This is a genomic window from Sphingomonas sp. (assembly GCF_035910975.1).
Lineage (GTDB): Bacteria > Pseudomonadota > Alphaproteobacteria > Sphingomonadales > Sphingomonadaceae > Sphingomonas.
The window spans coordinates 93,818-119,333 of the sequence record NZ_JAMHWM010000039.1 but is presented as its reverse complement, the minus strand read 5'-3'; the positions used below and the strand labels follow the sequence as shown (position 1 = coordinate 119,333).

General features: G+C 69.0%; 25 protein-coding genes. 19 read left to right on the top strand and 6 right to left on the bottom strand.

The window, feature by feature from the left end; genetic code table 11:
• Window positions 1–20: 20 nt before the first annotated feature.
• Entirely contained in the window at window positions 21–164 is a 144-nt protein-coding gene (locus VYI76_RS13855; RefSeq protein ID WP_326525384.1) for a hypothetical protein, read from the top strand.
• Window positions 165–237: 73 nt separating this feature from the next.
• Here VYI76_RS13855 and purB read toward each other — a convergent pair whose 3' ends face one another.
• A complete protein-coding gene (purB, locus tag VYI76_RS13850; protein ID WP_326525383.1) occupies window positions 238–1,551 on the bottom strand; it encodes an adenylosuccinate lyase in 1,314 nt (437 codons plus the stop codon).
• Between the two features lie 185 nt (window positions 1,552–1,736).
• On the opposite strand from purB, the gene VYI76_RS13845 reads away from it, so the two are divergent.
• Window positions 1,737–2,339, top strand: coding sequence for an EF-hand domain-containing protein (locus tag VYI76_RS13845; protein ID WP_326525382.1), 603 nt, complete (start codon window positions 1,737–1,739; stop codon window positions 2,337–2,339).
• Window positions 2,340–2,429: 90 nt separating this feature from the next.
• Here the strand turns inward: VYI76_RS13845 and VYI76_RS13840 are convergent, their stop codons facing one another.
• Window positions 2,430–3,386, bottom strand: coding sequence for a hypothetical protein (locus VYI76_RS13840; RefSeq protein WP_326525381.1), 957 nt, complete (start codon window positions 3,384–3,386; stop codon window positions 2,430–2,432).
• Window positions 3,387–3,557: 171 nt separating this feature from the next.
• Here VYI76_RS13840 and VYI76_RS13835 point away from each other — a divergent pair, with 171 nt between their 5' ends.
• The 6 genes from VYI76_RS13835 to VYI76_RS13810 all read left to right on the top strand — a co-directional run bounded on the left by VYI76_RS13835 (window position 3,558) and on the right by VYI76_RS13810 (window position 11,914).
• The gene (locus VYI76_RS13835; protein WP_326525380.1) at window positions 3,558–4,688 is read left to right on the top strand and encodes a phosphoserine transaminase; all 1,131 of its coding nucleotides are present in this window, start codon (window positions 3,558–3,560) and stop codon (window positions 4,686–4,688) included.
• A 102-nt stretch (window positions 4,689–4,790) separates the two neighbouring features.
• Window positions 4,791–6,368 (top strand): phosphoglycerate dehydrogenase, encoded by a 1,578-nt coding sequence (gene serA / locus VYI76_RS13830; protein WP_326525379.1) that lies wholly within the window; start codon window positions 4,791–4,793, stop codon window positions 6,366–6,368.
• A gap of 142 nt (window positions 6,369–6,510) precedes the next feature.
• Entirely contained in the window at window positions 6,511–7,605 is a 1,095-nt protein-coding gene (locus VYI76_RS13825; protein WP_326525378.1) for an ATP phosphoribosyltransferase regulatory subunit, read from the top strand.
• A 149-nt stretch (window positions 7,606–7,754) separates the two neighbouring features.
• Window positions 7,755–10,244 carry a circularly permuted type 2 ATP-grasp protein gene (locus VYI76_RS13820; RefSeq protein WP_326525377.1) on the top strand — a complete coding sequence of 830 codons (2,490 nt, stop codon included), beginning with the start codon at window positions 7,755–7,757 and terminating at the stop codon, window positions 10,242–10,244.
• Entirely contained in the window at window positions 10,244–11,122 is an 879-nt protein-coding gene (locus tag VYI76_RS13815; RefSeq protein WP_326525726.1) for a transglutaminase family protein, read from the top strand. Before VYI76_RS13820 ends, VYI76_RS13815 begins: the two co-directional genes overlap by 1 nt.
• Before the next feature lie 12 nt (window positions 11,123–11,134).
• Window positions 11,135–11,914, top strand: coding sequence for an SDR family oxidoreductase (locus tag VYI76_RS13810; RefSeq protein ID WP_326525376.1), 780 nt, complete (start codon window positions 11,135–11,137; stop codon window positions 11,912–11,914).
• Window position 11,915: 1 nt separating this feature from the next.
• Here VYI76_RS13810 and VYI76_RS13805 read toward each other — a convergent pair whose 3' ends face one another.
• Window positions 11,916–12,206, bottom strand: coding sequence for a 4a-hydroxytetrahydrobiopterin dehydratase (locus tag VYI76_RS13805; protein ID WP_326525375.1), 291 nt, complete (start codon window positions 12,204–12,206; stop codon window positions 11,916–11,918).
• Window positions 12,207–12,255: 49 nt separating this feature from the next.
• On the opposite strand from VYI76_RS13805, the gene VYI76_RS13800 reads away from it, so the two are divergent.
• Genes VYI76_RS13800 through VYI76_RS13790 form a run of 3 tightly spaced genes read left to right on the top strand, consistent with a single transcriptional unit; the run spans window position 12,256 to window position 13,858 of the window.
• On the top strand, window positions 12,256–12,654 hold the full coding sequence (locus VYI76_RS13800; protein ID WP_326525374.1) for a metallopeptidase family protein: 399 nt from the start codon (window positions 12,256–12,258) through the stop codon (window positions 12,652–12,654).
• Window positions 12,651–13,217 carry a heme ABC exporter ATP-binding protein CcmA gene (ccmA, locus tag VYI76_RS13795; protein WP_326525373.1) on the top strand — a complete coding sequence of 189 codons (567 nt, stop codon included), beginning with the start codon at window positions 12,651–12,653 and terminating at the stop codon, window positions 13,215–13,217. Before VYI76_RS13800 ends, ccmA begins: the two co-directional genes overlap by 4 nt.
• Window positions 13,214–13,858 carry a heme exporter protein CcmB gene (locus VYI76_RS13790; RefSeq protein ID WP_326525372.1) on the top strand — a complete coding sequence of 215 codons (645 nt, stop codon included), beginning with the start codon at window positions 13,214–13,216 and terminating at the stop codon, window positions 13,856–13,858. The genes ccmA and VYI76_RS13790 overlap by 4 nt, the downstream gene beginning before the upstream one ends.
• 9 nt (window positions 13,859–13,867) lie before the next feature.
• On the opposite strand, the gene VYI76_RS13785 is transcribed toward VYI76_RS13790, so the two are convergent.
• Window positions 13,868–15,448: a family 43 glycosylhydrolase gene (locus tag VYI76_RS13785; RefSeq protein WP_326525371.1), complete on the bottom strand. Its 1,581-nt coding sequence runs from the start codon at window positions 15,446–15,448 to the stop codon at window positions 13,868–13,870.
• Between the two features lie 7 nt (window positions 15,449–15,455).
• Entirely contained in the window at window positions 15,456–16,790 is a 1,335-nt protein-coding gene (gene pelA / locus VYI76_RS13780) for a pectate lyase (RefSeq protein ID WP_326525370.1), read from the bottom strand.
• Between the two features lie 109 nt (window positions 16,791–16,899).
• Between pelA and VYI76_RS13775 the strand changes: the two genes are divergently transcribed.
• The 8 genes from VYI76_RS13775 (at window position 16,900) to VYI76_RS13740 (ending at window position 22,767) form a co-directional block, all read left to right on the top strand.
• Window positions 16,900–17,802 carry a heme o synthase gene (locus tag VYI76_RS13775; RefSeq protein WP_326525369.1) on the top strand — a complete coding sequence of 301 codons (903 nt, stop codon included), beginning with the start codon at window positions 16,900–16,902 and terminating at the stop codon, window positions 17,800–17,802.
• Entirely contained in the window at window positions 17,799–17,936 is a 138-nt protein-coding gene (locus VYI76_RS13770; RefSeq protein ID WP_326525368.1) for a hypothetical protein, read from the top strand. The genes VYI76_RS13775 and VYI76_RS13770 overlap by 4 nt, the downstream gene beginning before the upstream one ends.
• The gene (locus tag VYI76_RS13765; protein WP_326525367.1) at window positions 17,933–18,475 is read left to right on the top strand and encodes a cytochrome c oxidase assembly protein; all 543 of its coding nucleotides are present in this window, start codon (window positions 17,933–17,935) and stop codon (window positions 18,473–18,475) included. Before VYI76_RS13770 ends, VYI76_RS13765 begins: the two co-directional genes overlap by 4 nt.
• A gap of 80 nt (window positions 18,476–18,555) precedes the next feature.
• Window positions 18,556–19,470 carry a cytochrome c oxidase subunit 3 gene (locus tag VYI76_RS13760; RefSeq protein WP_326525366.1) on the top strand — a complete coding sequence of 305 codons (915 nt, stop codon included), beginning with the start codon at window positions 18,556–18,558 and terminating at the stop codon, window positions 19,468–19,470.
• Between the two features lie 13 nt (window positions 19,471–19,483).
• Entirely contained in the window at window positions 19,484–19,852 is a 369-nt protein-coding gene (locus tag VYI76_RS13755; RefSeq protein ID WP_326525365.1) for a DUF983 domain-containing protein, read from the top strand.
• The gene (locus VYI76_RS13750) at window positions 19,849–20,445 is read left to right on the top strand and encodes an SURF1 family cytochrome oxidase biogenesis protein (protein WP_326525364.1); all 597 of its coding nucleotides are present in this window, start codon (window positions 19,849–19,851) and stop codon (window positions 20,443–20,445) included. Before VYI76_RS13755 ends, VYI76_RS13750 begins: the two co-directional genes overlap by 4 nt.
• Before the next feature lie 43 nt (window positions 20,446–20,488).
• Window positions 20,489–21,889, top strand: coding sequence for a threonine synthase (thrC, locus tag VYI76_RS13745; RefSeq protein WP_326525363.1), 1,401 nt, complete (start codon window positions 20,489–20,491; stop codon window positions 21,887–21,889).
• Complete coding sequence (locus VYI76_RS13740) at window positions 21,886–22,767, top strand: class I SAM-dependent methyltransferase (RefSeq protein ID WP_326525362.1); 882 nt, start codon at window positions 21,886–21,888, stop codon at window positions 22,765–22,767. The genes thrC and VYI76_RS13740 overlap by 4 nt, the downstream gene beginning before the upstream one ends.
• Window positions 22,768–22,816: 49 nt before the next feature.
• Here VYI76_RS13740 and VYI76_RS13735 read toward each other — a convergent pair whose 3' ends face one another.
• On the bottom strand, window positions 22,817–25,417 hold the full coding sequence (locus VYI76_RS13735) for a DEAD/DEAH box helicase family protein (protein ID WP_326525361.1): 2,601 nt from the start codon (window positions 25,415–25,417) through the stop codon (window positions 22,817–22,819).
• Window positions 25,418–25,516 lie beyond the last annotated feature (99 nt).

Below are 25,516 nucleotides of genomic sequence, written 5' to 3'. Positions count from 1 at the left end.
AGGCCACGAGGATCGCGGCGATGACCAGCGCCTGGGCAACCAGAGCCGCGGCGCCGAACGCCGAGGTTTCCAGATTGCGCATCGTTGATCTCCGAATGACCGGCGCGGAAATCGCACCGGCGACACCGCTTTTGTGCGGTGCGCCATATTTCAACGATCAGTAATTAAATTACAACCGCAAACACGATCATTACCGTTGCAAGAAACGCAACCGCCAGCGAAACGATTGCGCTACCCTCAATCGCCAAACACCCGCGCGAAGATCGTGTCGACGTGGGCCAGGTGGTAATCGAGGTCGAATTTCGCCGCGATCTCGTCGGCGGCCAGCGCCGCTGTAACCTCGGTATCGGCCAGGAGCAGATCGAGCAGTGACAGCGCGCCGTCGCTCTCCCACACCTTCATCGCATTGCGCTGGACCAGCCGGTACGCATCCTCGCGACTCACCCCCGCCTGGGTCAGCGCCAGCAATACACGCTGCGAATGGACAAGCCCGCCCATGCGATTGAGGTTCTTTTCCATCCGTTCGGGATAGACCAGCAGCTTGTCGATCACGCCGGTCAGGCGCGCCAGCGCGAAATCGAGCGTGATCGTCGCGTCGGGGCCGATATAGCGCTCGACCGACGAATGGCTGATGTCGCGTTCGTGCCACAGCGCGACATTCTCCAGCGCCGGGGTGACGTAGCCGCGCACCATACGGGCAAGGCCAGTCAGATTCTCGGTCAGCACCGGATTGCGCTTGTGCGGCATCGCCGACGAGCCCTTCTGGCCCGGCGAGAAATACTCCTCCGCCTCCAGCACCTCGGTCCGCTGCAGGTGGCGGACCTCGGTCGCCAGCCGCTCGATCGACGAGGCGATGACGCCCAGCGTCGCGAAGAACATCGCGTGGCGATCGCGCGGGATCACCTGGGTCGAGACGGGCTCGACCGCGAGGCCTAGCTTCGCCGCGACATGCGCCTCGACGCGCGGATCGATATTGGCGAAGGTGCCGACCGCGCCGGAAATCGCGCAGGTAGCGATCTCCGCCCGCGCCGCGACCAGCCGCGCACGGCAACGGTCGAACTCGGCATGGGCCTGCGCCAGCTTGAGGCCGAAGGTGACCGGCTCGGCATGGATGCCGTGGCTGCGGCCGATCGTCGGGGTCAGCTTGTGCTCGTGCGCGCGGCGCCGGATCGCCGCCAGCAGCGCGTCGAGATCGGCGAGCAGGATGTCGCTCGCGCGCGCAAGCTGCACCGCCAGGCAGGTGTCGAGCACGTCACTGGACGTCATCCCCTGGTGCATGAAGCGCGCCTCGTCGCCGACCTGTTCGGCGACCCATGTCAGGAACGCGATGACGTCGTGCTTGGTCACCGCCTCGATCGCGTCGATCGCGGCGACGTCGATGACGGGCCGGGTCGCCCACCAGTCCCACAGCGCCTTCGCCGCCGATTTCGGCACCACACCCAGATCGGCCAGAGCCTCGGTCGCGTGCGCCTCGATCTCGAACCAGATCGCGAAACGGGTCTCGGGTGACCAGATCGCGACCATCTCGGGCCGCGAATAGCGGGGAATCATGGGACCTCTCAGCGGCTAGCGGGATGAACCGTGCCGGTAGCAGGGTTGAGTCGAGCCCGCAAAATGCGAAATTCCGGAACCGTGACATAAAAACATCGTTGAACATCTCGAAGTCCAAGGAAAGACCTCCGTCCGGTCCGCGGCTTTCCGCGAAGTACTGGGCAACATCACAACAGGAGAATTCGATGCTCAAGACCGTCATGTTTGCCAGCGCCATTGCGCTTGCCGCCCCCGCCTTCGCGCAGGACAAGCCGGTCCCGCCGCAGGACACCGACACCACTGCTCCAGCGCAGGATGAAACCCCTGCTGCCGAACCGGCTACGGAGGCCGATACGCCGACAACGGCGCAGGATACGCCGCCCGCCGCGCCCCAGGGCGATCCGATTCCCGGTGCTCCGGTAACCGCGCCGACTCCGCCAGAAGCAGCGACGCCGGCTCCGCAGACGACGCCCGCGCAGCCGCCGGCCCAGCCCGACCAGACGGCCGCTGCGTCGGCCCCTGCCCCGGCTGACGCCAATGCTCCGGTGACGGGCGCGTCGCAGATCGCACAGGTCGTCGACACCGAGTTCCCGGCCTACGACAAGAACGCCGACAACGCGCTCGACAAGGGTGAATTCGGTGCCTGGATGGTCGCGCTGAAGACCGCCAGCGATCCGGCGACCAAGGCGGACGATCCCGCCACGGTGCAGTGGATCAGCGGTGCCTTCGCCTCGGCGGACACTGACCAGTCGGCGACGGTCACCAAGGCGGAACTGACGACCTATCTGTCGCAGAACAGCGGCGAGTAATCGCTGACGTCCCGTTCCTCCCGGGGAGCGACCGCCGGACTCCCCAAGGGTCCGGCGGCTGCTTTCGTCGGAGGGCCGGGAGGAACCGGATCAGCCTTTCGCCTTCAGGTCCTTCAGGATCGCCACGATCGACGCATTGTAGGCGCGATAGGCATCCTTCACCAGCGCGGTCCACGCCGGCAGATCGACGGCGACATTGCCCGCCTTCTGCTCTTTCAGGACGTTCATCATATAGGCGCTGTCGTTGGCCATCGCGGTCATTTCAGTCGCGCCCTTGCTGAACGGCGTATCCACCCAGACGTCCTTCGACGGATAGAAGGCGCCGGCCATATACCCCGGATTCACCACGTTGACGGGCGATTGCATGCGGATGCCGAACGCGACGTTGGTCTCGACGATGCCGCGCCGGGCGCCGGTGAGCGTGCGGGTCTGCTTCGCCTCGGTATCGGCATAGTCCACCGTCAGCAGTGGGAACAGCAGGATGGTGTCGAGCGCCTTGCCCGGCGCGGCGAGCTTGTTGACCTTGCCGATCGCCGCCAGCATCCCGAATCCGCCGGCCTTGCCGCTGGCCGGGTAAATGTCGGTCAACGGCGCGCCGTCCGCGCCGTACGCGACACTGGCCTTTTTCACACCCTTGCCGATGGTGATCCCGCCGTCACGGTTGCTTTCGGTATTGCCGGGCAGCAGCACCGTGCCCGCCTGCTGGATCGCGCCGCGCGTCTCCGCCTCGCTGACCAGGGTCAGGCCGGCGGCGGCCAGTTGTGCCTTCAGGTCGGCATAGCCTTCGTTGGCCAGCCGCCGCATCGTCGCCTCGTCAACCCCCGACAGGCCGGTGACGACGCGGCTGTTCAGCCCGACGCCGGCAACGGCGGTGCCCTTCTGCGCGACGATGAAGTTGATCCCGTAGGATGCGATCGCGACCCTGGTCTTGCCCTTGACGAGCGAGCCATGCTGGCCGGTCATCTTGAGCGGAAACGCGGTTTGCGTGGATGCCGCGGACGGCAAGGCGAGCGCCGCAAGCGCGGCGATGATGGAAAATTTCTTCACGACCCTTCTCCCTCGATGAGGTGCGCGGAATTGTCGCCACGGGCGCTTTTCGCGCAACTTACAATCGCGGTTTGGTACAATCGCGGTTGACGCGGGCCGGAGGATCGTTAGGGGCGGCGCCGGGCCACGCGGTCCCAACGCCGCGCGTGCTCTCTGTGAGGAGAGTCTGACATGACTGATCTACCCGCCGCCCCGGCAATCAAGCCGGCGCGTCCGTTCTTTTCTTCCGGTCCCTGCGCCAAGCCGCCGGGCTGGACCCCCGCAAAACTCGCCACCGACAGCCTTGGCCGTTCGCACCGGTCGAAGATCGGCAAGGCGCGCCTCGCCTATTGCATCGACCTGATGCGCGAGCTGCTCAAGCTGCCCGACACCCACCGCATCGGCATCGTCCCCGGCAGCGATACCGGCGCGTTCGAGATGGCGATGTGGACGATGCTCGGCGCGCGGCCGGTCACGACGCTGGCGTGGGAGAGCTTCGGTGAAGGTTGGGTCACCGATGCCGCCAAGCAGCTGAAGCTCGATCCCACCGTGCTCCGCGCCGATTACGGCCAGCTGCCCGACCTGGGCGCGGTCGACTGGTCGAACGACGTGCTGTTCACCTGGAACGGCACCACCAGCGGCGTGCGCGTACCCGATGGCGAATGGATCGCCGCGGACCGCGAGGGCCTCTCCTTCGCCGACGCGACCAGCGCGGTGTTCGCCTATGATCTGCCGTGGGACAGGATCGATGTCGCCACCTTCAGCTGGCAGAAGGTGCTGGGTGGTGAAGGCGGTCACGGCGTGCTGATCCTCGGCCCCCGCGCGGTCGAACGGCTGGAAAGCTACACTCCGGCGTGGCCGCTGCCCAAGCTGTTCCGCCTCGTTTCCAAGGGCAAGCTCACCGAGGGCGTGTTCAAGGGCGAGACGATCAACACGCCGTCGATGCTGGCGGTTGAGGATGCGATCTTCAGCCTGGAATGGGCGAAGTCGCTGGGCGCGGGCGGGCTGGTCGCCCGGTCCGACGCCAATGCCGCCGCGCTCGACCGCATCGTCGCCGAACGCGACTGGCTGGGCCATCTTGCGCAGGACGAGGCGACGCGATCGAAGACCAGCGTGTGCCTGACGGTCGCGGGCGCCGATGAGGCGTTCATCAAGGCGATGGCCGGCGCGCTGGAAAAGGCCGGCGCGGCCTATGACGTCGCCGGATATCGCGACGCCCCTCCGGGCCTGCGCATCTGGTGCGGCGCGACCGTCGATACCGCCGATATCGAGGCGCTCGGGGCGTGGCTCGACTGGGCCTACGAGACCGCGAAGGCTGCGTAATTCAAATACGTCGCTCCAGCGAACGCTGGAGCCTTTCTCTACAATCCGTGCGCTTCGACGCACGAGACCCCAGCGTTCGCTGGGGTGACGAGGTGAATGAAAATGCCCAAAGTCCTCATTTCCGATAAAATGGATCCCAAGGCCGCGCAGATCTTCCGCGAGCGCGGAGTGGAGGTCGACGAGATCACCGGCAAGACGCCGGAGGAACTGATCGCGATCATCGGCGACTATGACGGCCTCGCCATCCGCTCGTCGACTAAGGTGACGAAGGCGATCCTCGACGCGGCGACCAACCTGAAGGTGGTCGGCCGTGCCGGCATCGGTGTCGATAACGTCGATATCCCCGCCGCCAGCGCCAAGGGCGTCGTGGTGATGAACACCCCGTTCGGCAACTCGATCACCACCGCCGAACACGCCATCGCGCTGATGTTCGCGCTCGCCCGCCAGCTGCCGGAGGCGAATGCGCAGACCCAGTCGGGGACGTGGCCGAAGAACGGCTTCATGGGCGTCGAGGTGACCGGCAAGACGCTCGGGCTGATCGGCGCCGGCAATATCGGGTCGATCGTCGCCGATCGCGCGCTGGGCCTGCGCATGAAGGTGATCGCCTTCGACCCCTTCCTGTCGCCCGAACGCGCGGTCGAACTCGGCGTCGAGAAGGTCGAGCTCGACCAGTTGCTCGCGCGGGCTGACTTCATCACCCTGCACACGCCGTTGACCGATCAGACGCGAAACATCCTGTCGGCGGAAAACCTCGCGAAGGCGAAGAAGGGCGTGCGCATCATCAACTGCGCGCGCGGCGGGCTGATCGACGAGGCGGCGCTGAAGGCGGGGCTCGATTCGGGCCATATCGCCGGTGCCGCGCTCGACGTGTTCGTGACCGAGCCGGCCAAGGAACATGCGCTGTTCGGCACCGAGAATTTCGTCGCCACCCCGCACCTGGGCGCATCGACGTCCGAAGCCCAGGTCAACGTCGCGATCCAGGTCGCCGAACAGATGGCGGACTATCTGTTGTCGGGCGGCGTCACCAATGCGCTGAACGTCCCCAGCCTGTCGGCGGAGGAAGCGCCGCGGCTCAAGCCCTATATGGCGCTGGCCGAGGAACTGGGCAGCCTGATCGGCCAGCTCTCGCACGGCGCGATCCCGCGCGTCTCGATCCATACCGAGGGTGCCGCGAGCGAGCTCAACCAGAAGCCTATCGTCTCGGCGGTGCTGGCGGGCTTCCTGCGCACCCAGACGGCGACGGTGAACATGGTCAACGCACCGTTCCTGGCGAAGGAACGCGGCATCGAGGTGCGCGAGGTGAGGACCGAGCGCGAGGGCGACTATCACACGCTGGTGCGCGTGTCGGTGAAGACCGACGCTGGCGAGCGTTCGGTCGCCGGCACGCTGTTCGGCAACACCCTTCCCCGGCTGGTCGAGCTGTTCGGGATCAAGGTCGAGGCCGATCTCGAAGGCCATATGCTCTATGTCGTCAACGAGGACGCGCCGGGCTTCATCGGCCGGCTGGGGACGCTTCTTGGCGAAAGCGGCGTCAACATCGGCACTTTCCACCTCGGCCGCCGCGAGGCGGGCGGAGAGGCGGTGCTGCTGCTGAGCATCGACGAGGCGGTGACGCCCGAGCTGCTGGCCAAGGTCAAGGCGCTGCCCGGCGTAAAGACCGCGATGGCGCTGGCGTTCTGACGGTCTGGGCGGAAGTGGTACTTTCGCCCATTCTTCTCCAGCCGTTCGGCCCACGCTTGTCGAAGGGCCGCCCTTCTTCTAGCCGACGGTTGAAAGGAAGGGCAGGGCTTCGACAGGCTCGGCCCGTAGGGGTTCTGAACCTATGACCGGTCTTCTCCCCGAAGGATTCGACGATCGCCTGCCGCCGTTCGCCGACGTCGCGGCGCGGGTCGAGCGGCGCATGCTCGATACCGCGCACGGCTATGGCTATGAGCAGGTCGATCCGCCGCTCGCCGAATATGAGGACGAACTCGCCCGGCGGCTGAAAGAGGGCGGCGCACGCGGCGCGGTACGCTTCGTCGATCCGTTGTCGCAGCGCAATCTGGCGATCCGGCCCGACATCACCGCGCAGATCGGGCGGATCGCGGCGACGCGCATGGGGCACCACCCGCGCCCGTTGCGCCTGTCCTACGCCGGGCCGGTGCTGAAGCTGCGCGGCAGCGAGCTGCGTCCGGCGCGGGCGATGCGCCAGATCGGCTTCGAGCTGATCGGGCGCGATTCGGTCGCCGCCGCGCGTGAGGTGGTGGCGGTGGCCGTGGAGGCGCTGGCGGCAGCGGGCGTTGCCGGCGTGTCGGTCGATTTCACCCTGCCCGATCTGGTGCCGACGCTGGCGGAGAGCTGGCCCGATGCACGGCTGACCGAACTGCGCGACGCGCTCGACGCCAAGGACGCCGGCCGCGTCGCGGCGATCGATCCGGCCTACCTGCCGCTGATCGAGGCGGCCGGGCCGTTCGACCGCGCGATCGCGCGGCTGCGCGCGCACGACACCGGCGGCGCGCTCGCGAGCCGGATCGACGGGCTGGTCGCCATCGCCGGGGCACTGCCCGGCGGCGTGACGCTGACGCTCGATCCGACCGAGCGCCATGGGTTCGAATATCAAAGCTGGTTCGGTTTCTCGCTGTTCGCGGCCGGGCTGTCCGGCGAGATCGGGCGCGGCGGCAGCTATGTCGTGCTGGGCGCCGACGGCAGCGAGGAGGCCGCGGTCGGGGTGTCGCTCTATCCCGACGCGCTGGTCGATGCGACCGCCGTGCGCCCGGAGCGCCGCCGCCTGTTCCTGCCCATGGGTACGCCCGCGGATGTCGGCGCGCGCCTGCGGGGCGAAGGCTGGGTTACGGTGACGGCGCTGGAGGACGAGGATACGCCCGCCGCGCAACTGTGTACGCACGTCTGGCGCGACGGCGCTGCGAGTCCCGCCTGAAGGCTTGCCCCGCCAGCCTGTGACCTTCGCCCGCGCGACGGCACACGACGTGTATCGGCCCCGGTGCCTCCCGACCTCTGACGGCCTATCGCCTGTTGCGCCCCACCACGCTTTGTGGTGGGAGTCGCCCGGCGTATCGGGGGCGGGGTTTGGCGAGCGAAGCGATCACGGCGAGCCTGTTCGACGCCGGCACGATCGCCGAGCGCTGGCTGGCGGATTATTGCGGCGACCGGCCGCGCGGCGACGTGCTGTGCACCGCGCGCGGGCCCGATCGCGACGCCTGGCGCGCCACCCTGGAGGAACTGGCCGCTGCCGGCGGCGAGGCGCTCGACGAGACGCGTGATCGCGTGCAGCGCCACGCCGGCGATATCGGCACGGGCTTCCGCGTCGCCGGCGAACCGGCCGAGCGCCGCTGGCCGCTGTCCCCGGTCCCGCTGCTGATCGATCGCGGCGAATGGTCGCGGATCACCGCGGGCGTCGCCCAGCGCGCCGAGCTGATCGAGACGGTGATCGCCGACATCTATGGCCCCCGGCGTCTGGTCGCGCAGGGCCATGTCCCCGCCGCGCTGGTGACGGGCAGCCCGCATTTCCTGCGTCCGATGGAAGGGCTGGCGCCGCCCGGCGGGCACCATCTCCATTTCTACGCCGCCGACCTGTGCCGTGGCCCGGACGGCGAATGGCGCGTGCTGGGTGACAGCGTCCGCGCGCCGGCGGGGGTCGGCTATGCGCTGGAAAACCGGCTGTCGGTCGCGCGCACGCTGGGCGGGCTGCACAGCCGGCTCAACATCGAGCGCCACGCGCCGTTCTTCGCCGCTTTCCGCGACGGCCTCGCGGCCGTCTGTGCCCGCGCCGAACCGCGCATCGGGCTGATGACGCCGGGGCGGTTCAATCCCAGCTATGCCGAACAGGCGCATCTCGCACGCTATCTCGGCTTCCTGCTGGTCGAGGGCGCCGATCTCGCGGTACGCGACGACCGGCTGTACGTCCGCACGATCGCCGGCTTCAAGCGCATCGACGCGCTGTGGCACCGGCTCGATCCGCGGCTGCTTGACCCGCTGGCGTTCGATTCGACCTCGCGGATCGGCGTTGCCGGGCTCGTCGATGCGATGGCGACGGGCAATGTCGTGCTGTCGTCGGCACCGGGTGCGGGCGTGATCGAGAGCGCGGCGTTCAGCGCCTTCCTGCCGCGCCTCGCGACCCGCCTGACCGGCGCCGGGTTGATCCTGCCCAATGTCGCGACCTGGTGGTGCGGCGGCGCGGCGGAATGCGATGAGGTACGCGACAATATCGATCGCATGGTGATCGCACCCGCCTTCGACGTCGCGCCGCTCGGCCTGCCGCAAGGGCGCGCGGTGCTGGGCAGCAGCCTGGACGAGGTACAGCGTGCCGCACTCGTCGCCGACATGGCGCGCCGGCCCCAGGATTATGTCGGGCAGGAAGTGGTGCGCCTGTCGACCATGCCCGTCGTCGCCGACGACCGGCTGAGCCCGCGCCCCTTCACCCTGCGCGTATTCGCCGCGCGCGATCCGGAGGGGCGCTGGACGGTGCTGCCCGGCGGCTTCGCGCGGATCGGCGAACATCCCGACGAACGCGCCGCGGTGATGGGCGAGGGTATCTGGTCGGCCGACGTGTGCATCCACGGCCCCGATCCGATCGCGGGCGTCTCGCTGCTGCCCCCCGCCGACACGGTCCACCTGCGGCGCAACCCCGGCACGCTGCCCAGCCGCGTCGCCGACAATCTGTTCTGGCTCGGCCGCTATCTGGAGCGCGGCGAGGCGCTGCTCGGCGCGATCCGCGTGCTGCTCGGCCATTCGATCGGCGCGGATACCGGCGCCGCCTTGCCGCCGGAAACGGTGTGGCGGCTGGTCGGTCTGATCGTCGCGGCCGGCGCGGCGCCTGCCCCGGCCTCGATCGGCCGGTCCGAACTGTCGCAGTTTGCCCGCGCCGCGCTGGAGGCGGAGGCTGGCTTCTCCGTCCGCATGACCAACCGCCAGGCGCGCGCGATCGGCGAGGGTTCGCGCGACCGGCTGTCGGCCGACATGATCCGCCTGCTTGAGGCGCCCTATCCGACGAAGGGCGGCACGCTCGACCGTGCCGGCTCGCTCCAGCGCCGCTATGCCGCGCTCGCCGGCCTTTCCGCCGAACACATGGGCCGCACAGACGGCTGGCGCTTCCACGATCTCGGCCGCCGCATCGAGCGCGCCTGGACGATCGTCGCCGCCACCCGCGCGCTGGGCGGCGAGGCGGCGACCGCCGACGACCTGTCGACCCTGCTCGATCTCGCCAACAGCCAGATCAGCTATCGCCAGCGCTACCTGACCGGCATCGCGCGGGTGCCGATCCTCGACCTGGTGACGCTCGATCCGGGCAACCCGCGTGGCCTTGCCTATCAGGCCGATACGATCGCGGCGCATCTGGCGAAGTTGCCGGTATTGGGCGACGACGGCCTGGCCGAGCCGCAGCAGGCGCTGGCGACCGAACTCGTCGCGCGGGTAGCGACGGCGCGCGCGGTCGAGGTGGACGATGCGATGCTCGGCGATATCCAGGCCCGGCTCGCCATATTGTCGAACGCGGTCGCGCGGCGCTATTTCCTGCAGGGGGCGGAAGCCTTGCGCGCGCCGGGGCTGACGCTCGCATGATGCGCTACGCCATCCGCCATGTGACGCGCTTTGACTATGCGCAGCCGGTCGGCTTCGCGCGGTGCAATCTGCGTCTGAAGCCGATCCTGTGGTCGGGACAGGTGCTGGAGGATTACGACCTCAGCATCGAGCCGGGCGGCCGCACCTCTCCCGCGCGGGCGGAAGCGGGCCTCGCCAACGTGACGCGGCTGGTGGTCGATCGTCCGTCGAAGGCGCTGACCATCACCAGCCGCGCGACGGTGAGCGTCGATCGCCTGATCCCGGTGCCCGCGTCGTCAGATCCGAGCCTCGCCGAAATCGCTCTCGCCGCGCGCGAGAGCCGCGATGCCGGGGCGGCAAGCCCGGCGGCCTATCTGTTTCCCTCGCCGCGCATCCCGCTGGACCCGGCGATCGGCGAATGGTGCGCGGCCGAACTCGATCCGGCGCGCGGCTGCCTGGAAGCGGCGATCGCGCTGGCGCAGCGCATCCAGCATGAATTTTCCTTCGATCCCACCGCCACCCTGGTCGATACGCCCCCGCGCGAGGCGTTCGACCGGCGCGGCGGCGTGTGCCAGGATTTCGCCCAGATCATGATTACAGGGCTGCGCGCCGCCGGGCTGCCGGCCGCCTATGCCTCCGGCTATCTGCGCACCTTGCCGCCGCCGGGACAGGAAAGGCTGGTCGGCGCCGACGCCACCCACGCCTGGGTGCTGCTGTGGTGCGGCGCGAGCCTTGGCTGGGTTGGCGTCGATCCGACCAACGGCATCTGGATGGCCGAGGATCATGTCGTCATCGCGATCGGCCGCGACTATGCCGATATCGCGCCGATCGACGGCGTCGTGCTGGGATCGGGCGCGCAGGACATGCATGTGTCGGTCGATGTCGAGCCGCTCGGCTGAAGGAGGAGAGAGTTGAAGGCGATCTTCATCACCGGTGGCGCATCCGGCATCGGCCAGGCGATCGCGCGGCGCTTCGCGCGCGAGGGCTGGCGCATCGGGCTCGCCGACGTCGATTCCAACGGGCTGGACTCCACCGCAGCGGCGCTGCCCGACGGCGCGGATACCTATGTGATGGACGTGCGCGATCGCGATGCGTGGACCGCCTCGCTCGATGATTTCACGGCGAAGGCCGGACGCCTCGACGTGCTCGCCAACAACGCCGGGGTGCCGATGGGCGGGCCGCTGGCCGACGCGCCGTTCGACGAGATCGACCGTACCATTGCGATCAACCTGACCGGGGCGGTCAACGGCGCGCGGATCGGCCATGCCTATCTGCAGCGCACGCCGGGATCCTGCCTGCTCAACACCGCCTCGGCATCGGCGATCTACGGGTCGGCCGGGCTCACCGTCTATTCGGCGACCAAGTTCGGCGTTCGCGCGCTGACCGAGGCGCTGGACGGCGAGTGGCACGCCGACGGCATCCGGGTGCGCGGCCTCATCCCCGCCTTCACCGACACGCCGCTGCTCCGCCATCCCGCCCACGGCTCGAACGAATCGATCCGCGAGCGCGTGACGGGCGCCGGCCTTGAGCTGTCGAGCGCGGACGACGTGGCGGAGGCCGCGTGGCGCGCGGTCCACGGCGACGCGCTGTTCGCCTATATCGGCAAGACCGCCGACCGCATGCGCTTCGCCGCGCGCTGGCTGCCCGGCAGGATGCGGAAGAACATGCGCGGCGGAACGGTGGGGAAATAGCTCAGTCGACCAGCGCGTCGATCCGCTGCGCCAGATCGACGTCGCGCGTCGAGAGCCCCCCGGCATCGTGCGTCGTCAGCACTATGTCGACGCGGTTGTAGACGTTCGACCATTCGGGATGGTGATCGGCCTTTTCCGCCATCAGCGCGACCTGGGTCATGAACGCGAACGCCTCCGAAAAACTGTCGAAGGTGAAGCTGCGGCTGATCGCGTCGCGGCCGTCATCATAGTCCCATTCGGCCAGCCCATCGAGCGCATCGGCGCGTTCGGCTTCGCTCAACTGCTCGATCATTCCCAGCGCTCCTTGCACCCCTCGTGCCCCCATGCCTATGTCGGACGCGATGACCGGGCAAGACAGGACCGCGCCGACCGCGGCAGAGATCGAGGCGCTGGCCCGCGTATCGCTCGCGCGCATCCCGGCGCCGTTCGCGGAGCATCTGGCCGGCGTCGTGCTGCTGGTCGAGGAATGGGCCGACGACGAGACGCTCGATTCGCTGGGGATCGAGGATCCCTACGACCTGACCGGCATCTACCACGGCCGTCCGATCGGCGAGAAATCTTCGTTCGAAAGCGGCGCGCTGCCCGATCGCATCCACCTCTATCGCCGCGCGATCCTCGACGAATGGATGGCGAACGGCGACGATCTGGCGACTCTGGTCCACCATATCGTGATCCACGAGGTGGGGCATCACTTCGGCCTGAGCGACGACGACATGCACGCGCTGGAAGACCAGGCTTGAGCCGACTGGCGCTGGACGGCGTCGCCTGCGTGCGCGGCGGACGGACATTGTTCGAGGGGCTGGACCTCGCTCTCGGCGCGGGCATGGCGACCTTGGTCACCGGCCCCAACGGCGCCGGCAAGTCGAGCCTGATCCGCATCGCCGCCGGGTTGCTCGATCCCGGCGCCGGTAGCATTGAGCGCGACGGTGATCTCGCGCTGCTCGCCGAGGCACCGGCGCTCGATCGCGAGCGCACGCTGGGCGACGCGCTGCGCTGGTGGGCGGCGATCGACGGGCGGGCGGATGCGGCCGATTGCGCGCTCGCCGATGTGGGATTGGCCGCGCTCGCCGGCGTGCCGGTCGGCTGGCTGTCGACCGGCCAGCGCAAGCGTGCCGGGCTCGCCCGCGTGATCGCCAGTGGTGCCGCCATATGGCTGCTCGACGAACCCGCCAACGGGCTGGACTCCGCATCGGTCGCGATGCTTGAGGGTCTGGTCGCGCGGCATCGTGCCGGCGGCGGCATCGTGCTGGTCGCCACCCATCTGCCGATCGTTGTCCCCGACGCGGTCGAGGTGCGGCTGTGAACGCCTTCGCCGCCATCGCCTGGCGCGAGCTGCGGCGCGGCTGGACGACCGGCGGGATGCTGCTGCCGGTCGCCTTCTTCCTGCTCGTCGCGGTGGTGTTCGCCTTCGCGATCGGGCCGGACGCGGCGCTGCTCGGCCGGGTCGGCGGCGGCGTCGTGTGGGCCGCGGCTTTGCTCGCCGCGCTGTTGCCGGTCGAACGGCTGGTCGGCCCCGATGCGGAAAGCGGCGTGCTCGATCAGCTTGCGGTGCGCGGGATGCCGATGCCGATGGTCGCGCTCGCCAAGCTGGTGGGCCACTGGTGCGGCTTCGCGCCGGCGCTGATGCTGGCGGGCGTGCCCGCCGCCGCGCTGCTGCAGATCCCTGCCGACACGCTGTGGCGGATCGAGCTCGGTCTGCTGATCGGTACGCCGGGCCTCGCCGCGCTCGCGGTAGCGACGGCGGCGCTGGTCGCCGGCCTGCGCGGGGCGTCGTCGCTCGCCGCGCTGGTGATGCTGCCTTTCGCCGTGCCGCTGGTGATCTTCGGGGCGGGCGCGCTGGAAGGCGGACCCGGCGCTCTCAAGCTGCTCGGCGCGGTCAGCCTGCTGCTGGTCGCCGGCGGGCCGCTGGTGGCCGGTGCGGCGATCCGCCTCGGCCGCGACTGAGGGCGCTTCTCACAGCGCTTCGAACCGGAAGTCGCGGAAGCGCGCCGTGCCCTGTCCCGCCGAATAGAGGCCGGGCCGCAGCATCAGGAAGCCGCCGCGCACATTGTGATGGTATCCGGACACTTCCATCCCGCGATCGAACCGCCGCCACGTTCGTCCGCCGTCGCCGCTGGTGTCGTAGGTGACGATATGCCGGTCGTTGGTGACGCGGATGCACATACGGCGGCCGTGCGGATTGGCCGGACGCCCGCGCTCGATCCCGTACTGGTGGGTGACGAAGCGCGTCTCGTCGAAGCCGAGCCCGCAGTAGAGCCTGTCGTCATAGAACAGGATCAGCCCCGCCGTGCCGCCGGGCGCGATCTCGACGTCGCATTCGAAGCGATAGGCGGTGTCCCCTGCGATCAGCAGCAGCGGCGACCCGTCCGAGGGCGCCTTGCCCTTCGCGTCGAGCAGCAGCGCTCCGCCTTGCGTCCGCGCGCGGGCGCGTTCGTCCCGGCCGGGGCGGAAGAAGTTCCATTTGCGGCCATAGGCGAAGTCGCGGAAATCGTCTGACAGCGCCATGCCATGCGCGCGGCCGGCCGGTGCCCCCTTGGGTTTGTCGATCGGCTGCGACAGGTCGCCGCCGGTCATCCGGAACCAGCCGTCGGCCGTCCATTCGATCGGATCGAGCAGAGTCTGGCGGCCGAGCGTCCAATATCCGTTTTCGAACCCGTGATAGACCGACCACCAGCTTCCGTCCGGCCCCTCGACCAGCGTCGCATGGCCGCGCGACCACCATTTCTCGTCGAGCGAGGTGGTACGAACCAGAGGGTTGTGCGGGCATTGCTCCCACGGCCCGTGAAGCGATTTCGATCGGGCGGCGATCACCATATGCCCGGTCGGCGGCCCCGCCGTGCCGCCCACCGCGGTTATCATGTAGTAATAGCCGCCATGCCGGGTGATCTTCGGCCCCTCCGGGGAAAAGCCCTCGACGATCCAGTCGGCGGGATAGCGCCACGGATCATAGACATGCTCGACCTTGCCCACGGTCGACAGCCCGTCGTCGGCCAGCCTGATGCGATCCCCGCCCGACAGGAACAGCCAGCGGCTGCCGTCCTCGGCCACCGCATGGCCAGGGTCGATATGGCTGGGCAGCTTCAGATCGACCGGATCACTCCACGGCCCGTCGATATGGTCGGCCCAGATCACCCAGCTCGTCGTCGGGTTCTTGGTCGGGATGTAGAGGTAGTAGCGGCCCTTGTGCCTGCACAGCTCCGGCGCCCACACCGCGCCGATGTTTCTGGTCAGCGCAGCCTTGCGCGGCAACCAGTTGATGAGGTCGCGCGAATGCCAGATGACCAGCCCCGGATAGGAATCGAACGTCGAGAAGGTCATGTAATAATCGCGACCGTCCTTCAGGATGGTCGGATCGGGGTGGTCGCCCGAGATCAACGGATTGAGGAAGCGCCCGTCCCCCAGATCGGGCACGCGCTGGTTGTTGAACCCGCGTTTCCAGTCGGGCGCCGGGGCCTGCGCCGCAAGTAATGGGCCGGCGCCCAGTCCGGCGCCGCCCAGCGCCGCCAGGGTCAGGCTGTCGCGTCGTGACAACATCTCGCTTTCAGTCTCCCTTGGGCGCCGCGCCGCCCGCGAACCATCTGGCGTGGCGCGCGAACAGCTTCGTCGGCGTGGTGGTGAACCAGCTGTAGCCGTTGCGACGTTCGAGGCTCAGTTCGTTGACGTCGTCGTGGATGCTGCGGTCGCGGTCGCCGAACACCGGCTGCCCGGTATCGATCGCATAGAGCCTGGCCCAGAGCGGCGGCGCGCCGGGGCTGGCGATCAGGCGCCGGCCTCCATGGCCGTCCGCGCCCCATGCGACATCGGCCAGCGCGTGGCCGCGCAGCCAGATCACACCATCATTCACCGCCGCCGTGATCGCCGGCGTCCGTTCGGGCTGGGCCATCAGATAGTCGATCAGATCGACGCTTTCGGCGGTGGAGAGCGATGCCGGCTCGAAATTGCGGGCGCCGACGGGCGCGCGGGTCAGTGCATCATGCTGCTGGCCCCACAGCGTCGGGCGGCCGTCTACCCGCACCTGCGTCGCGACGATCAGCGCGGTCGCGCGCGCGGCGGCCTGCGCTGCCTGTGCCGCGAGCGCGGCGGGCACGAAGGCGAAGTCCCCCTGCCCCCGTCCGACCTCCAGCAGCAGCAGCGCGGTGTCGCCGACCGCGCCGTCGTTGAAGGTGATGGCGTCGTGATAGCCGCCCTGCAGCGGATAGACCTGCGGCCAGCCGCCGCCGGGAAATTCGGCGGCGAGCAGGTAACCCACGCCCCGCTCGAACGCCGCGCGATAGCCGGCCCCCGCCGATCCGGGCAGCGCGTGCTGGACGCGCGCGAGAAAGCGCAGCTCGGTCAGTGTCGCGCCATTGTCGATCGTGCCGACGTAGCGCCAGCCGGCGTCGTTCGCCCGGCTATCCTCGCGCGCGTTGGCGGGCAGCCTCTCGATCGGCACCAGGCTCTCGCCCGGACGGCGTGGCGGGCCGCTACGGTCCTGATTCTTGCCCCATCCGCCGGCTGGCGTCTGGAAGCTCACGATATTGTCCGCAATGCGCCGCGCGGCATCGCCGGCGTACCAGTCGGGCGCGTGGTCGAGCGGCATCGACGCCGCCGATCCGTGTGGCGGGCCGGCGGCGGGCCAGTCCCTCGCGGCGCGGCGCTCGGCGGTCAGCGCGGCCTTGTTCGCCGCCATCGCCGCGCGGGATCGCGCCAGATATGTGGTCCATGCCGCGCGCTCGCGGACCGGCAACGCGGCGATTCGCGCCTCGGTCACCGGCTCGGCGGGCGTCATCCGTCCGATCACCCCCGCGGCGGCGGTCCCGGCCGCTGCGACCAGCGCGGCGACCGCTAGCAAAAGGCGGAGGGGCGTCGCCGCGCCCTTTTTGTCCAGCGGTGTCATAACCCTTCATCGGCCTGAACGCAGCCAGTCGTCAAGCCGGCGGGACGTGGGCGCGGCCCGCCGCACCTTTCCCTGCGCGGCTCTTGCCCCTATAGCCCCGACCAGTCCCATGAGCGTCGCCCAAACCCAGGTCCTGCTACCCGCCGAATGGCGCGATTTCCTCGCGCTGACGAAGCCGCGCGTCATGACCCTGGTGGTCTTCACTGGCCTGTGCGGCATGCTCGCGGCGCCGGTATCGATTTCGCCGGTGCTTGGTTTCACCGCGATCCTGTGCATCGCGCTCGGCGCAGGCGCGGCGGGTGCGCTCAACCAATGGTATGAAGCCGATATCGACGCGGTGATGAAGCGGACGCAGCGCCGCCCGCTGCCGGCGGGCCGGATGGATCGCCAGTCGGCCCTGCATTTCGGCATCGGCCTGTCGGCCTTTTCGGTCATCCTGATGGGGCTGGCGGTCAACTATGCCGCGGCCGGCATCCTGCTCGTCTCGATCCTGTTCTACGTACTGGTCTACACCGTGTGGCTGAAGCGCCGCACGCCGCAGAACATCGTCATCGGCGGCGCGGCGGGTGCCTTTCCGCCGCTGATCGGCTGGGCGGCGGCGACGGGCGAAGTCGCATTGCTGCCGACCCTGTTGTTCGCCACCGTATTCCTGTGGACGCCACCGCATTTCTGGGCGCTCGCGCTGTACGTGAAGACCGATTACGCCAATGCCGGCGTTCCGATGCTGCCGGTCGTTGCCGGCGAGCGGACCACGCGCGCGCAGATCGGGCTCTACACCATCCCGATGGCGATCGCGGCGGTGGCGCCGTGGCCGCTCGGGCTGACCGGCGCGGTCTATGGCATATCGGCGGTGGTGCTGACCGCGATCTTCGCCGCGCTGGCCGCGCAGGTCGCGCTGCGAACAGCGGGCGAGGGCGACGCGATGCTCCCCGAAAAGCGGTTGTTCCGTTTTTCCCTCGCCTATCTGGCGCTCATTTTCGCGGCCGTGGTCGCAGACAGGTGGATGGCATGACCCCCGACGAGGAAACCGAACTGCGCCGTCGCCAGCGCTCCCGCGCGATCGTGGTCGCCCTGCTGCTCGGCGGTTTCGTTGTGCTGATGTATTTTATCACCATCGCCAAGATCAATGCGGGGATGCACCTATGAACCCGATGCACCGCACCGCGCTGTTCGCCGTCGCCGGAGTGGCGGCGATGACCGGGCTCGGCTTCGCCAGCGTGCCGCTCTACGACCTGTTCTGCGCCGCGACCGGCCTGGGCGGCACCACCCAGCGCGGCGAGGCGGCGCCGGGCGCCACCGGCAACCGCATCACCGTCGCCTTCGACAGCAACGTCAGCCCCAAGCTGGCGTGGAAATTCCGTCCCGAGGTGGAGCGCACCACCGTAGACGTCGGTGCGCGCGACATGGAATTCTTTGTCGCCACCAACACGTCGGACAAGCCCGTCACCGGCACCGCGACCTACAATGTCTCGCCCGCGCAGGCCGGGCGCTATTTCACCAAGATCGAGTGCTTCTGCTTTACCGAGCAGGTGCTCCAGCCTGGCGAATCGGTGCGCATGCCGGTGATCTTCTACGTCGATCCCAAGCTGCTCGACGATCCCAACGCGCGCGATATCGACACCATCACGCTCAGCTACACCTTCTACCCCACCGGCAACGGCAAGGCCGCGCCGGAAGCCGGGTAGTCGCGGCGTCGCGGGCGTCTTGCCCTTGACGGAGGCACGCCCTAGAGCGTGGCGCGAACACGCCTAACAGGGACGCCATCATGGCCGGTGCGAAGAACCACGATTATCATATCCTGCCCCCCAGCCCATGGCCGCTGATGGGCTCGATCGCCGCGTTTGTGCTGGCGGTCGGCGCTCTGATGTGGATGAAGGGGCATGAATTCGGGCCGTGGGTGTTCGCGGCAGGCATGGCCGGCGTGCTCGCCACCATGTATTTCTGGTGGGCCGATGTGGTGAAGGAAGCGCACCAGGGCGATCATACGCCGGTTGTCCAGCTCCACCTGCGCTACGGCATGATCCTGTTCATCGCGTCCGAGGTGATGTTCTTCGTCGGCTGGTTCTGGGCGTTCTTCGATTTCTCGCTGTTCCCCGCGATGGTCGGCTACACGCCGGGCGCACATGGCGAGGCGGGCAGCGTCGAGCTGCTGACAGAGGGCGTGGCGCAATGGCCGCCGGTCGGGCTGGAAGTGATTCCGGCGTTCGATCTGCCGCTGCTCAACACCTTCATCCTGCTCTTGTCGGGCACCACCGTGACCTGGGCGCACCATGCGCTGATCCACGGCCAGCGCGGCGGCGAGCTGCGCGGTTTCTGGGGCCTGCTGGGCGTCGGCGAGAATGACGGCGTGAAGAAGGGCCTGTGGCTGACGATCGTGCTGGGCATGATCTTCAGCGCGGTGCAGGCGTATGAATACATGCATGCGCCGTTCCCGTTCAAGGGGATCAACTACGGCGCTGCCTTCTACATGGCGACCGGCTTCCACGGCTTCCACGTCATCATCGGCACCATCTTCCTGATGGTCTGCCTGGTGCGCGCGTACAAGGGGCACTTCACACCGCGCCAGCACTTCGGGTTCGAGGCAGCGGCATGGTACTGGCATTTCGTCGATGTCGTGTGGCTGTTCCTGTTCGTTTCCGTTTACGTCTGGGGCGGCTGGGGCGCGCCGGTCCACGGATAAGGGCGGGGCTGCCGTGACATCGCCCGGCCTGGCCGAGGCGGCTGCAAAGGGTCTGTGTCCACGCTGCGGGGCGCGGACCCTTTTCAAGAGCAGCGTCGGTTTCCGCGACCGTTGCAGCGCCTGCGGGCTCGATTTCGCCGCTTTCAATGTCGGCGACGGGCCGGCGGCGTTCCTGACGCTGGGCGTGGGCGCCGCCGTGACGATCCTTGCCGTCACGCTCGAACTCGCGGCCGAGCCGGTGTGGTGGATCCATGTCCTGATCTGGCCGCCGGTGGTGCTGGCCGGCGTGCTGGGCGGCCTGCGGCTGGCCAAGGGCGCGCTGATCGCCGCCGAATATCGCAACGCCGCCCGCGAGGGCCGCATCGTCGATCGCCGGCCGTGACGCGCCGCCTGCCCGTGATCCCGACGATCCTGGTCGGCCTGGCCGTCGCCGCGATGATCGCGCTCGGCGTCTGGCAGCTCGCCGTCCGCCTGCCGGAGAAACAGGCCGAACTCGCGCTGCTCGCCCGCAATCCCACGCTGCCGGCCATCGCCTTTCCCGGCCGCGCCGACGACGCCTTGTTGTTTCGCCGCACCACGCTCGACTGTCACGCGCCGGTGACGATCGCGAGCGCCGGGGCGGGCGGCGCCGGCTACCGGCTGATCGCCACCTGCGCCGGCGGAGAGCTGGTCCAGCTTGGCACGACCCGCAATCCAAAGCTGACGATCCGGTGGGATGGCGGCCTGGTCAGCGGCCGACTCAGCCACGCGCCCGATGCCCGGCCGTTGATCGCGACGCTGTTCGATCGCGAGCCGAAGACGCTGCTGCTCGTCGCCGAAACCCCGCCCGTCGGCCTGACCGCCAACGGCACGCCCGACTGGCGCTCTGTCCCCAACAACCATCTGAGCTACGCCGTCCAGTGGTTCCTGTTCGCCGGCATCGCACTGGTGATCTACGGGCTGGCGCTGCGCCGCCGCACGACGCCATCAAGCTAAGCTTTCTTGCCGCGCGCGAGCGCGGCGGCTAGGCGGCGCTTCCATGCGCTACGTCAGCACCCGCGGCTCCGCCCCGATCCTCGATTTCCGTGACGCGACCCTCGCCGGGCTCGCGAGCGACGGCGGCCTCTATGTTCCCGAGGCATGGCCCGGCCTGAGCCGCGATGAAATCGCGGGCCTCGCCGGCCTGTCCTATGCCGAAACCGCGGCGCGGATCATGGCGCCGTTCGTCGGCGACACGCTCACCCCGGACGAGCTGCGCGCGATGTGCGAAACGGCCTATGGCCGGTTCAGCCACGCCGCGGTCACGCCGCTGATCCAGCTCGACCAGCGCCATTTCCTGCTCGAACTGTTCCACGGGCCGACGCTGGCGTTCAAGGACGTCGCGCTCCAGTTCCTCGGGCTGCTGTTCGAACGCTTCCTGACAGGCGGCGACCGCCACCTGACGATCGTCGGCGCGACCAGCGGCGATACCGGTTCGGCGGCGATCGACGCGGTGGCGGGCCGCGAGCATGTCGACATCTTCATGCTCCACCCGCTCGGCCGGGTCAGCGACGTCCAGCGACGGCAGATGACGACGGTGCTGGCGCCCAACGTCCACAACATCGCGATCCGCGGCGATTTCGACCAGGCCCAGGCGCTGGTGAAGGCGATGTTCAACGACGCGGATTTCTCGGGCCGCTTTTCGCTGAGCGCGGTGAATTCGATCAACTGGGCGCGGCTGATGGCGCAGGTGGTCTATTATTTCTACGCCGCCGTCCGGCTGGGGGCGCCCGATCGGCCGATCGCCTTTTCGGTGCCGACCGGCAATTTCGGCGACGTGTTCGCCGGCTATGTCGCGGCCAGGATGGGCCTGCCGATCGCGAAGCTGATCGTCGCAACCAACGTTAACGACATCCTGCACCGCGCGCTCAGCGCCGGCGATTATTCGACGGGCACCGTCACGCCAACGGCGGCGCCCAGCATGGACATCCAGGTCAGCTCCAACTTCGAGCGGCTGCTGTTCGACCTCGCCGGCCGCGACGGCCCCGCGCTGGCCACGCAGATGCGCGGGTTCGAGGCATCGAAGGCGATGCGCCTGACCAACGCCCAGGCCGAAGGCGCGGCGGCGCTGTTCGCCAGCGACCGGATCGAGCCGGGCGAGATGTCGGCGACGATGCTGTGGGCGCATGAACACGCCGGCCAGGTGATCGATCCGCACAGCGCGATCGGCCTCGCCGCGGCGCGCCGCGCGGACCTGCCGGCCGACGTGCCGGTGGTGACGCTCGCGACGGCGCATCCGGCCAAGTTCCGTGACGCGGTAGAGCGGGCGACCGGTCTCCGCCCGTCGCTGCCGGGTCGGGTCGGCGATCTGTTCGAGCGTGAGGAGCGTTTCGCGACGCTCGACGCGACCTTCGACGCCGTCAGCGCCTACATCGCCGAACGGGCGGTGGCGCGGGGATGACCCCGATCACCCTGATCGGCGAACCCTGGGCCGACTACGGCCTGATCGATTCGGGGCATGGCCGCAAACTGGAACGCTACGGCCGGTTCCGCTTCATCCGCCCCGAGCCGCAGGCGCTGTGGGCGCCCGCCGACAAGGCGTGGGACGCCGACGGCGAGTTCATCCCCGGCGCCGATGAAGACGGCGGCGGGCGCTGGCATTTCGACCGCCAGGTGCCGCGCGAAGGCTGGCCGCTGCATTGGCGCGAGGTGACCTTCACCGCCAGCAACACCCCGTTCCGCCACCTGGGGTTCTTCCCCGACATGGCACCGGTGTGGGACTGGATGCGGGGAATGCTGGACGGCGCGCCCGGGAACGCCGGCGACCCCGAGTGCCTCAACCTGTTCGGCTATACCGGCGTCGGCACGCTGGCGTTGTCGGCGGCGGGTGCGCACATGGTGCATGTCGATGCGTCGAAGAAATCGGTCGACGCCGCGCGGGCCAACGCCGCGCTTTCCGGCATGGCCGACCGGCCGGTGCGCTGGCTGGTCGAGGACGCCGGCAAGTTCGTGAGCCGCGAGGTACGGCGTGAGCGCCGCTACGACGGCATCATCCTCGATCCGCCGAAGTGGGGCCGCGGGCCCAACGGCGAGGTGTGGAAGCTGGAGGAAGGGCTGCCCGATCTGATCGCCGACTGCCGCCGCCTGCTGGATGCCGAATCGCGGTTCCTGTTCCTGACCGTCTATGCGGTGCGCATGTCGGCTCTGGCGATCGGCGAACTCGTCCGCCAGGCTTTCGCCGACCTGCCCGGCACGGTCGAGTGCGGCGAACTGGGCGTTCGCGAGGAAGCGCGCGGGCTGGTGCTGCCGACCGCGATCTTCGCGCGCTGGAGCCGCTGAAGCCGCGCGGACGGCGTTCCGGGCGAGGCCCAACGGTCGCCGACCTGTATCACATCCATACCGACCGTCGCTGGAACACCCGCTGCATGCCGGCCGCGAAGGAATTGACCCGCGCGCGCAGCAGCACGCGGCGACCGGCCTGCGTGCGGGTGTAGATGAGGGCGGAGCCGCCGACATGGCGCTCCCACAGCCGGTGAAAATGGTCGGCGGTATCCTTGCGGGCGCCGAGCAGCGAGGGGACGGCGTGATAGTCGGCGCGACGCCTGCCCCACAGGTGACTTTCGCGCACGAGCAGATAGCGGGGATTCTGGACCGGGCCGAGCACTTCGGCCAGCGCGCCCAGGAACGCGCGTTCCTCCGCGCGGCTCGCGCCGTCGAGGATGATTTCGTATCGACCGGTCACGGCCGGGACGACCAGAATGGTATAGCCGGTTTGGTCGCGTGCCAGCGCTCCGGCATGATGCAGGCCGGCGATCAGAGCCATCGCGACCTGATGCAGGCTTCGCTCCAGCGTGCCGTTGCGCCACCACAGCATCGCCGCGCGGGACAGGCCGGGCAGCGAGTAGAGGAACGTCGCGCCGCAAAGCGCCATCAGCATTGTGGTCAGCGTGCCGGCGCCGGCCAGATGACGGACGGCGCCCGCGGCGGACAGGGCCCCGCCGCCGATCCCCGATAGGACCAGCGCCTGAAGCGTGTCGCGCCATGCCAGGGCGCGCGGCGCGTAATTCGCCTCGGCGACGCGGCGGACATGGCTGCGCTCGGTCGCGCCGCCCAGCGACCGGCGCCATTTCTCGGCAATCGCGGTACGATCGCGCGCGCGCGCCAGCGTCCGGGCATTCTCCTCCTCCGGCGGGGTCGCGGGGTCGATGCCGAGGCGGTCGATGCCGTTCTCGATCATCATGCCGTCCGAGTTCCCGATCCCCTCGAACGCGTCGAAACGGCGCGCCAGCAGCGTCATGTCCCCGGTTTGGGCGTCGGCGCCCGGAATGACCGTCGCAAGGTGCCAGATCGCCGCGACCTTGCCCGGCCGCACCGGATCGATACGGATGGCGCGTCCGCGCATCTGGTTCGACGACATGTACGACCCGGCGTTGCTCGCCAGGATCAGACTGTTGATGGCCGGCGCGTCCCACCCCTCGCCGAGCAGCGCCTGCGTGCCGACCAGAACGCGGATCGCGCCATCCTGGAACAGCCGGGTCACCAAGCCGACCAGCCTCTGCGCGGTCGCGCCGCCTGCCTCCACGATCACATGGCCGGGACAGGCGGCAATCGGGCGATGGCGCAGGGTCGCGGGGTCGATCCGTTCCGCCTTCGCCGCGATGGCAAGGGTGTCGACGGTGGTTGCCGGCAGGATCACCAGCGTGCCGGTCAGCACCGCGAGTGCGTCGGGTCCGATTCCCGCCCGCCGCAGGGTCTCGAAAATCGGGACGACCCCCAGCTTCACCGGCGTGAAGGGCGCGTCCTGGCGCCGCGGCAATTCGCTCGCGCGCACGCGATCGGACAGGATGACGAGGCGCAGCCCGTCGCCCAGCGACTCCTCCTCTGCCCGCGCGATCTCCACGATGCTGTCCAGCTTGGCGATGCTGCCGACGGTGGTGGCGAAGATGGCCCTGGTCTCCGCCAGCGTGACACGCCCGTTCTCGATCAGCCCCAGCCCGTCGAGCGCGCCGCGCAGCGCAGTCCAGCGTTCGGTTCCCAGAGCCGCTTTGCTGCGCGGCTCGTCGATCAGCCCCTGGAACAGCCGCTCGAGCCAGGTCGAGGTCAGCGCCGGCAGTGCGGCGCCGTCGATCCCGAGCAGATCGGTCGCTGCCGGTGGAATCGTCCGTCCGCCCGCATGGATCAGGATCATCATCGCCGTCAGATATTCGGGCCGGTCGAGCAACTCGCCTTCATGCGCGTCCGGCTCGGTCAGCCACGGGTGCGCGGCAACGCAGTCGATCAGGTCAGGATCGGCGATCATGCCTGCTGTCATCGTCTCGATCGCGCCGCGCCTCGCGACCAGCAATTCCAGTTCGTCATGCCGCGGGCGGGACAGCAGGACATGGTCCTGATGCGCGCAGAGATCGCCGTTGCGGACAAGTTCCGGCACCGAGATCTCGCTGTCGATCGGGCCGCACAGATCCTCGTAGCGCGACCATTCGGCGAATGGCGCATCATAAGGGGGGGTCGCCGTCAGCGCGACGAGCACCGCGTCGTCGAGACGCTTGCGCAACGCGACGAGCGCGCTCCACCATTCGCGGCGGAGGTGATGGGCCTCATCGACGATCAGCGTGACAGGGCCGCGCGCATTCAGCCTCGCTATCACGGCCTCGAAGCGGTCCGTCCCCTGGCCATGGACGGCATGCAGCGCCTGACAGGTGGCGATCGTCATCGTCGCGGGCGCGTCGATCTCTGTGGAGATATGCGCGTCCCAGCCGTGCGGGTCGTCCAGGAACAGCGGGAACAGGCGTTCGCGCCACTGATTGCGGATGGTGAGGCTGGGCGCCAGGATCAGCGTGGCGCGGCCGATCCGCCGCATCAGCTCAAGCCCCAGAACCGTCTTGCCCGATCCGGGTGCCGCGACGATATGGACCCGGCCGTCGTCCAGATGACCGTCCATGTCGACCAGGACCCGCGCCTGATAGTCGCGCCAGACGCCCTTGAACTCCATGTCGGCCAACATCGGCGGGCAACAGAGCCGCTCGGGCGCGAGAGGTCAATCGGGTTGGCCGCAGAGCGAATTACGTGGATGCCGACCGGGTGTTTGGTC

What these genes read in the sequence shown, in the direction of transcription:
- VYI76_RS13855 (WP_326525384.1), top strand. Translation starts at nt 21, where the DNA reads ATGACCAGCGCCTGGGCAACCAGAGCCGCGGCGCCGAACGCCGAGGTT.
- purB (WP_326525383.1), bottom strand. Translation starts at nt 1,551, where the DNA reads ATGATTCCCCGCTATTCGCGGCCCGAGATGGTCGCGATCTGGTCACCC.
- VYI76_RS13845 (WP_326525382.1), top strand. Translation starts at nt 1,737, where the DNA reads ATGCTCAAGACCGTCATGTTTGCCAGCGCCATTGCGCTTGCCGCCCCC.
- VYI76_RS13835 (WP_326525380.1), top strand. Translation starts at nt 3,558, where the DNA reads ATGACTGATCTACCCGCCGCCCCGGCAATCAAGCCGGCGCGTCCGTTC.
- serA (WP_326525379.1), top strand. Translation starts at nt 4,791, where the DNA reads ATGCCCAAAGTCCTCATTTCCGATAAAATGGATCCCAAGGCCGCGCAG.
- VYI76_RS13825 (WP_326525378.1), top strand. Translation starts at nt 6,511, where the DNA reads ATGACCGGTCTTCTCCCCGAAGGATTCGACGATCGCCTGCCGCCGTTC.
- VYI76_RS13815 (WP_326525726.1), top strand. Translation starts at nt 10,244, where the DNA reads ATGCGCTACGCCATCCGCCATGTGACGCGCTTTGACTATGCGCAGCCG.
- VYI76_RS13805 (WP_326525375.1), bottom strand. Translation starts at nt 12,206, where the DNA reads ATGATCGAGCAGTTGAGCGAAGCCGAACGCGCCGATGCGCTCGATGGG.
- VYI76_RS13800 (WP_326525374.1), top strand. Translation starts at nt 12,256, where the DNA reads ATGACCGGGCAAGACAGGACCGCGCCGACCGCGGCAGAGATCGAGGCG.
- VYI76_RS13785 (WP_326525371.1), bottom strand. Translation starts at nt 15,448, where the DNA reads ATGTTGTCACGACGCGACAGCCTGACCCTGGCGGCGCTGGGCGGCGCC.
- pelA (WP_326525370.1), bottom strand. Translation starts at nt 16,790, where the DNA reads ATGACACCGCTGGACAAAAAGGGCGCGGCGACGCCCCTCCGCCTTTTG.
- VYI76_RS13775 (WP_326525369.1), top strand. Translation starts at nt 16,900, where the DNA reads ATGAGCGTCGCCCAAACCCAGGTCCTGCTACCCGCCGAATGGCGCGAT.
- VYI76_RS13770 (WP_326525368.1), top strand. Translation starts at nt 17,799, where the DNA reads ATGACCCCCGACGAGGAAACCGAACTGCGCCGTCGCCAGCGCTCCCGC.
- VYI76_RS13765 (WP_326525367.1), top strand. Translation starts at nt 17,933, where the DNA reads ATGAACCCGATGCACCGCACCGCGCTGTTCGCCGTCGCCGGAGTGGCG.
- VYI76_RS13760 (WP_326525366.1), top strand. Translation starts at nt 18,556, where the DNA reads ATGGCCGGTGCGAAGAACCACGATTATCATATCCTGCCCCCCAGCCCA.
- thrC (WP_326525363.1), top strand. Translation starts at nt 20,489, where the DNA reads ATGCGCTACGTCAGCACCCGCGGCTCCGCCCCGATCCTCGATTTCCGT.
- VYI76_RS13740 (WP_326525362.1), top strand. Translation starts at nt 21,886, where the DNA reads ATGACCCCGATCACCCTGATCGGCGAACCCTGGGCCGACTACGGCCTG.
- VYI76_RS13735 (WP_326525361.1), bottom strand. Translation starts at nt 25,417, where the DNA reads ATGGAGTTCAAGGGCGTCTGGCGCGACTATCAGGCGCGGGTCCTGGTC.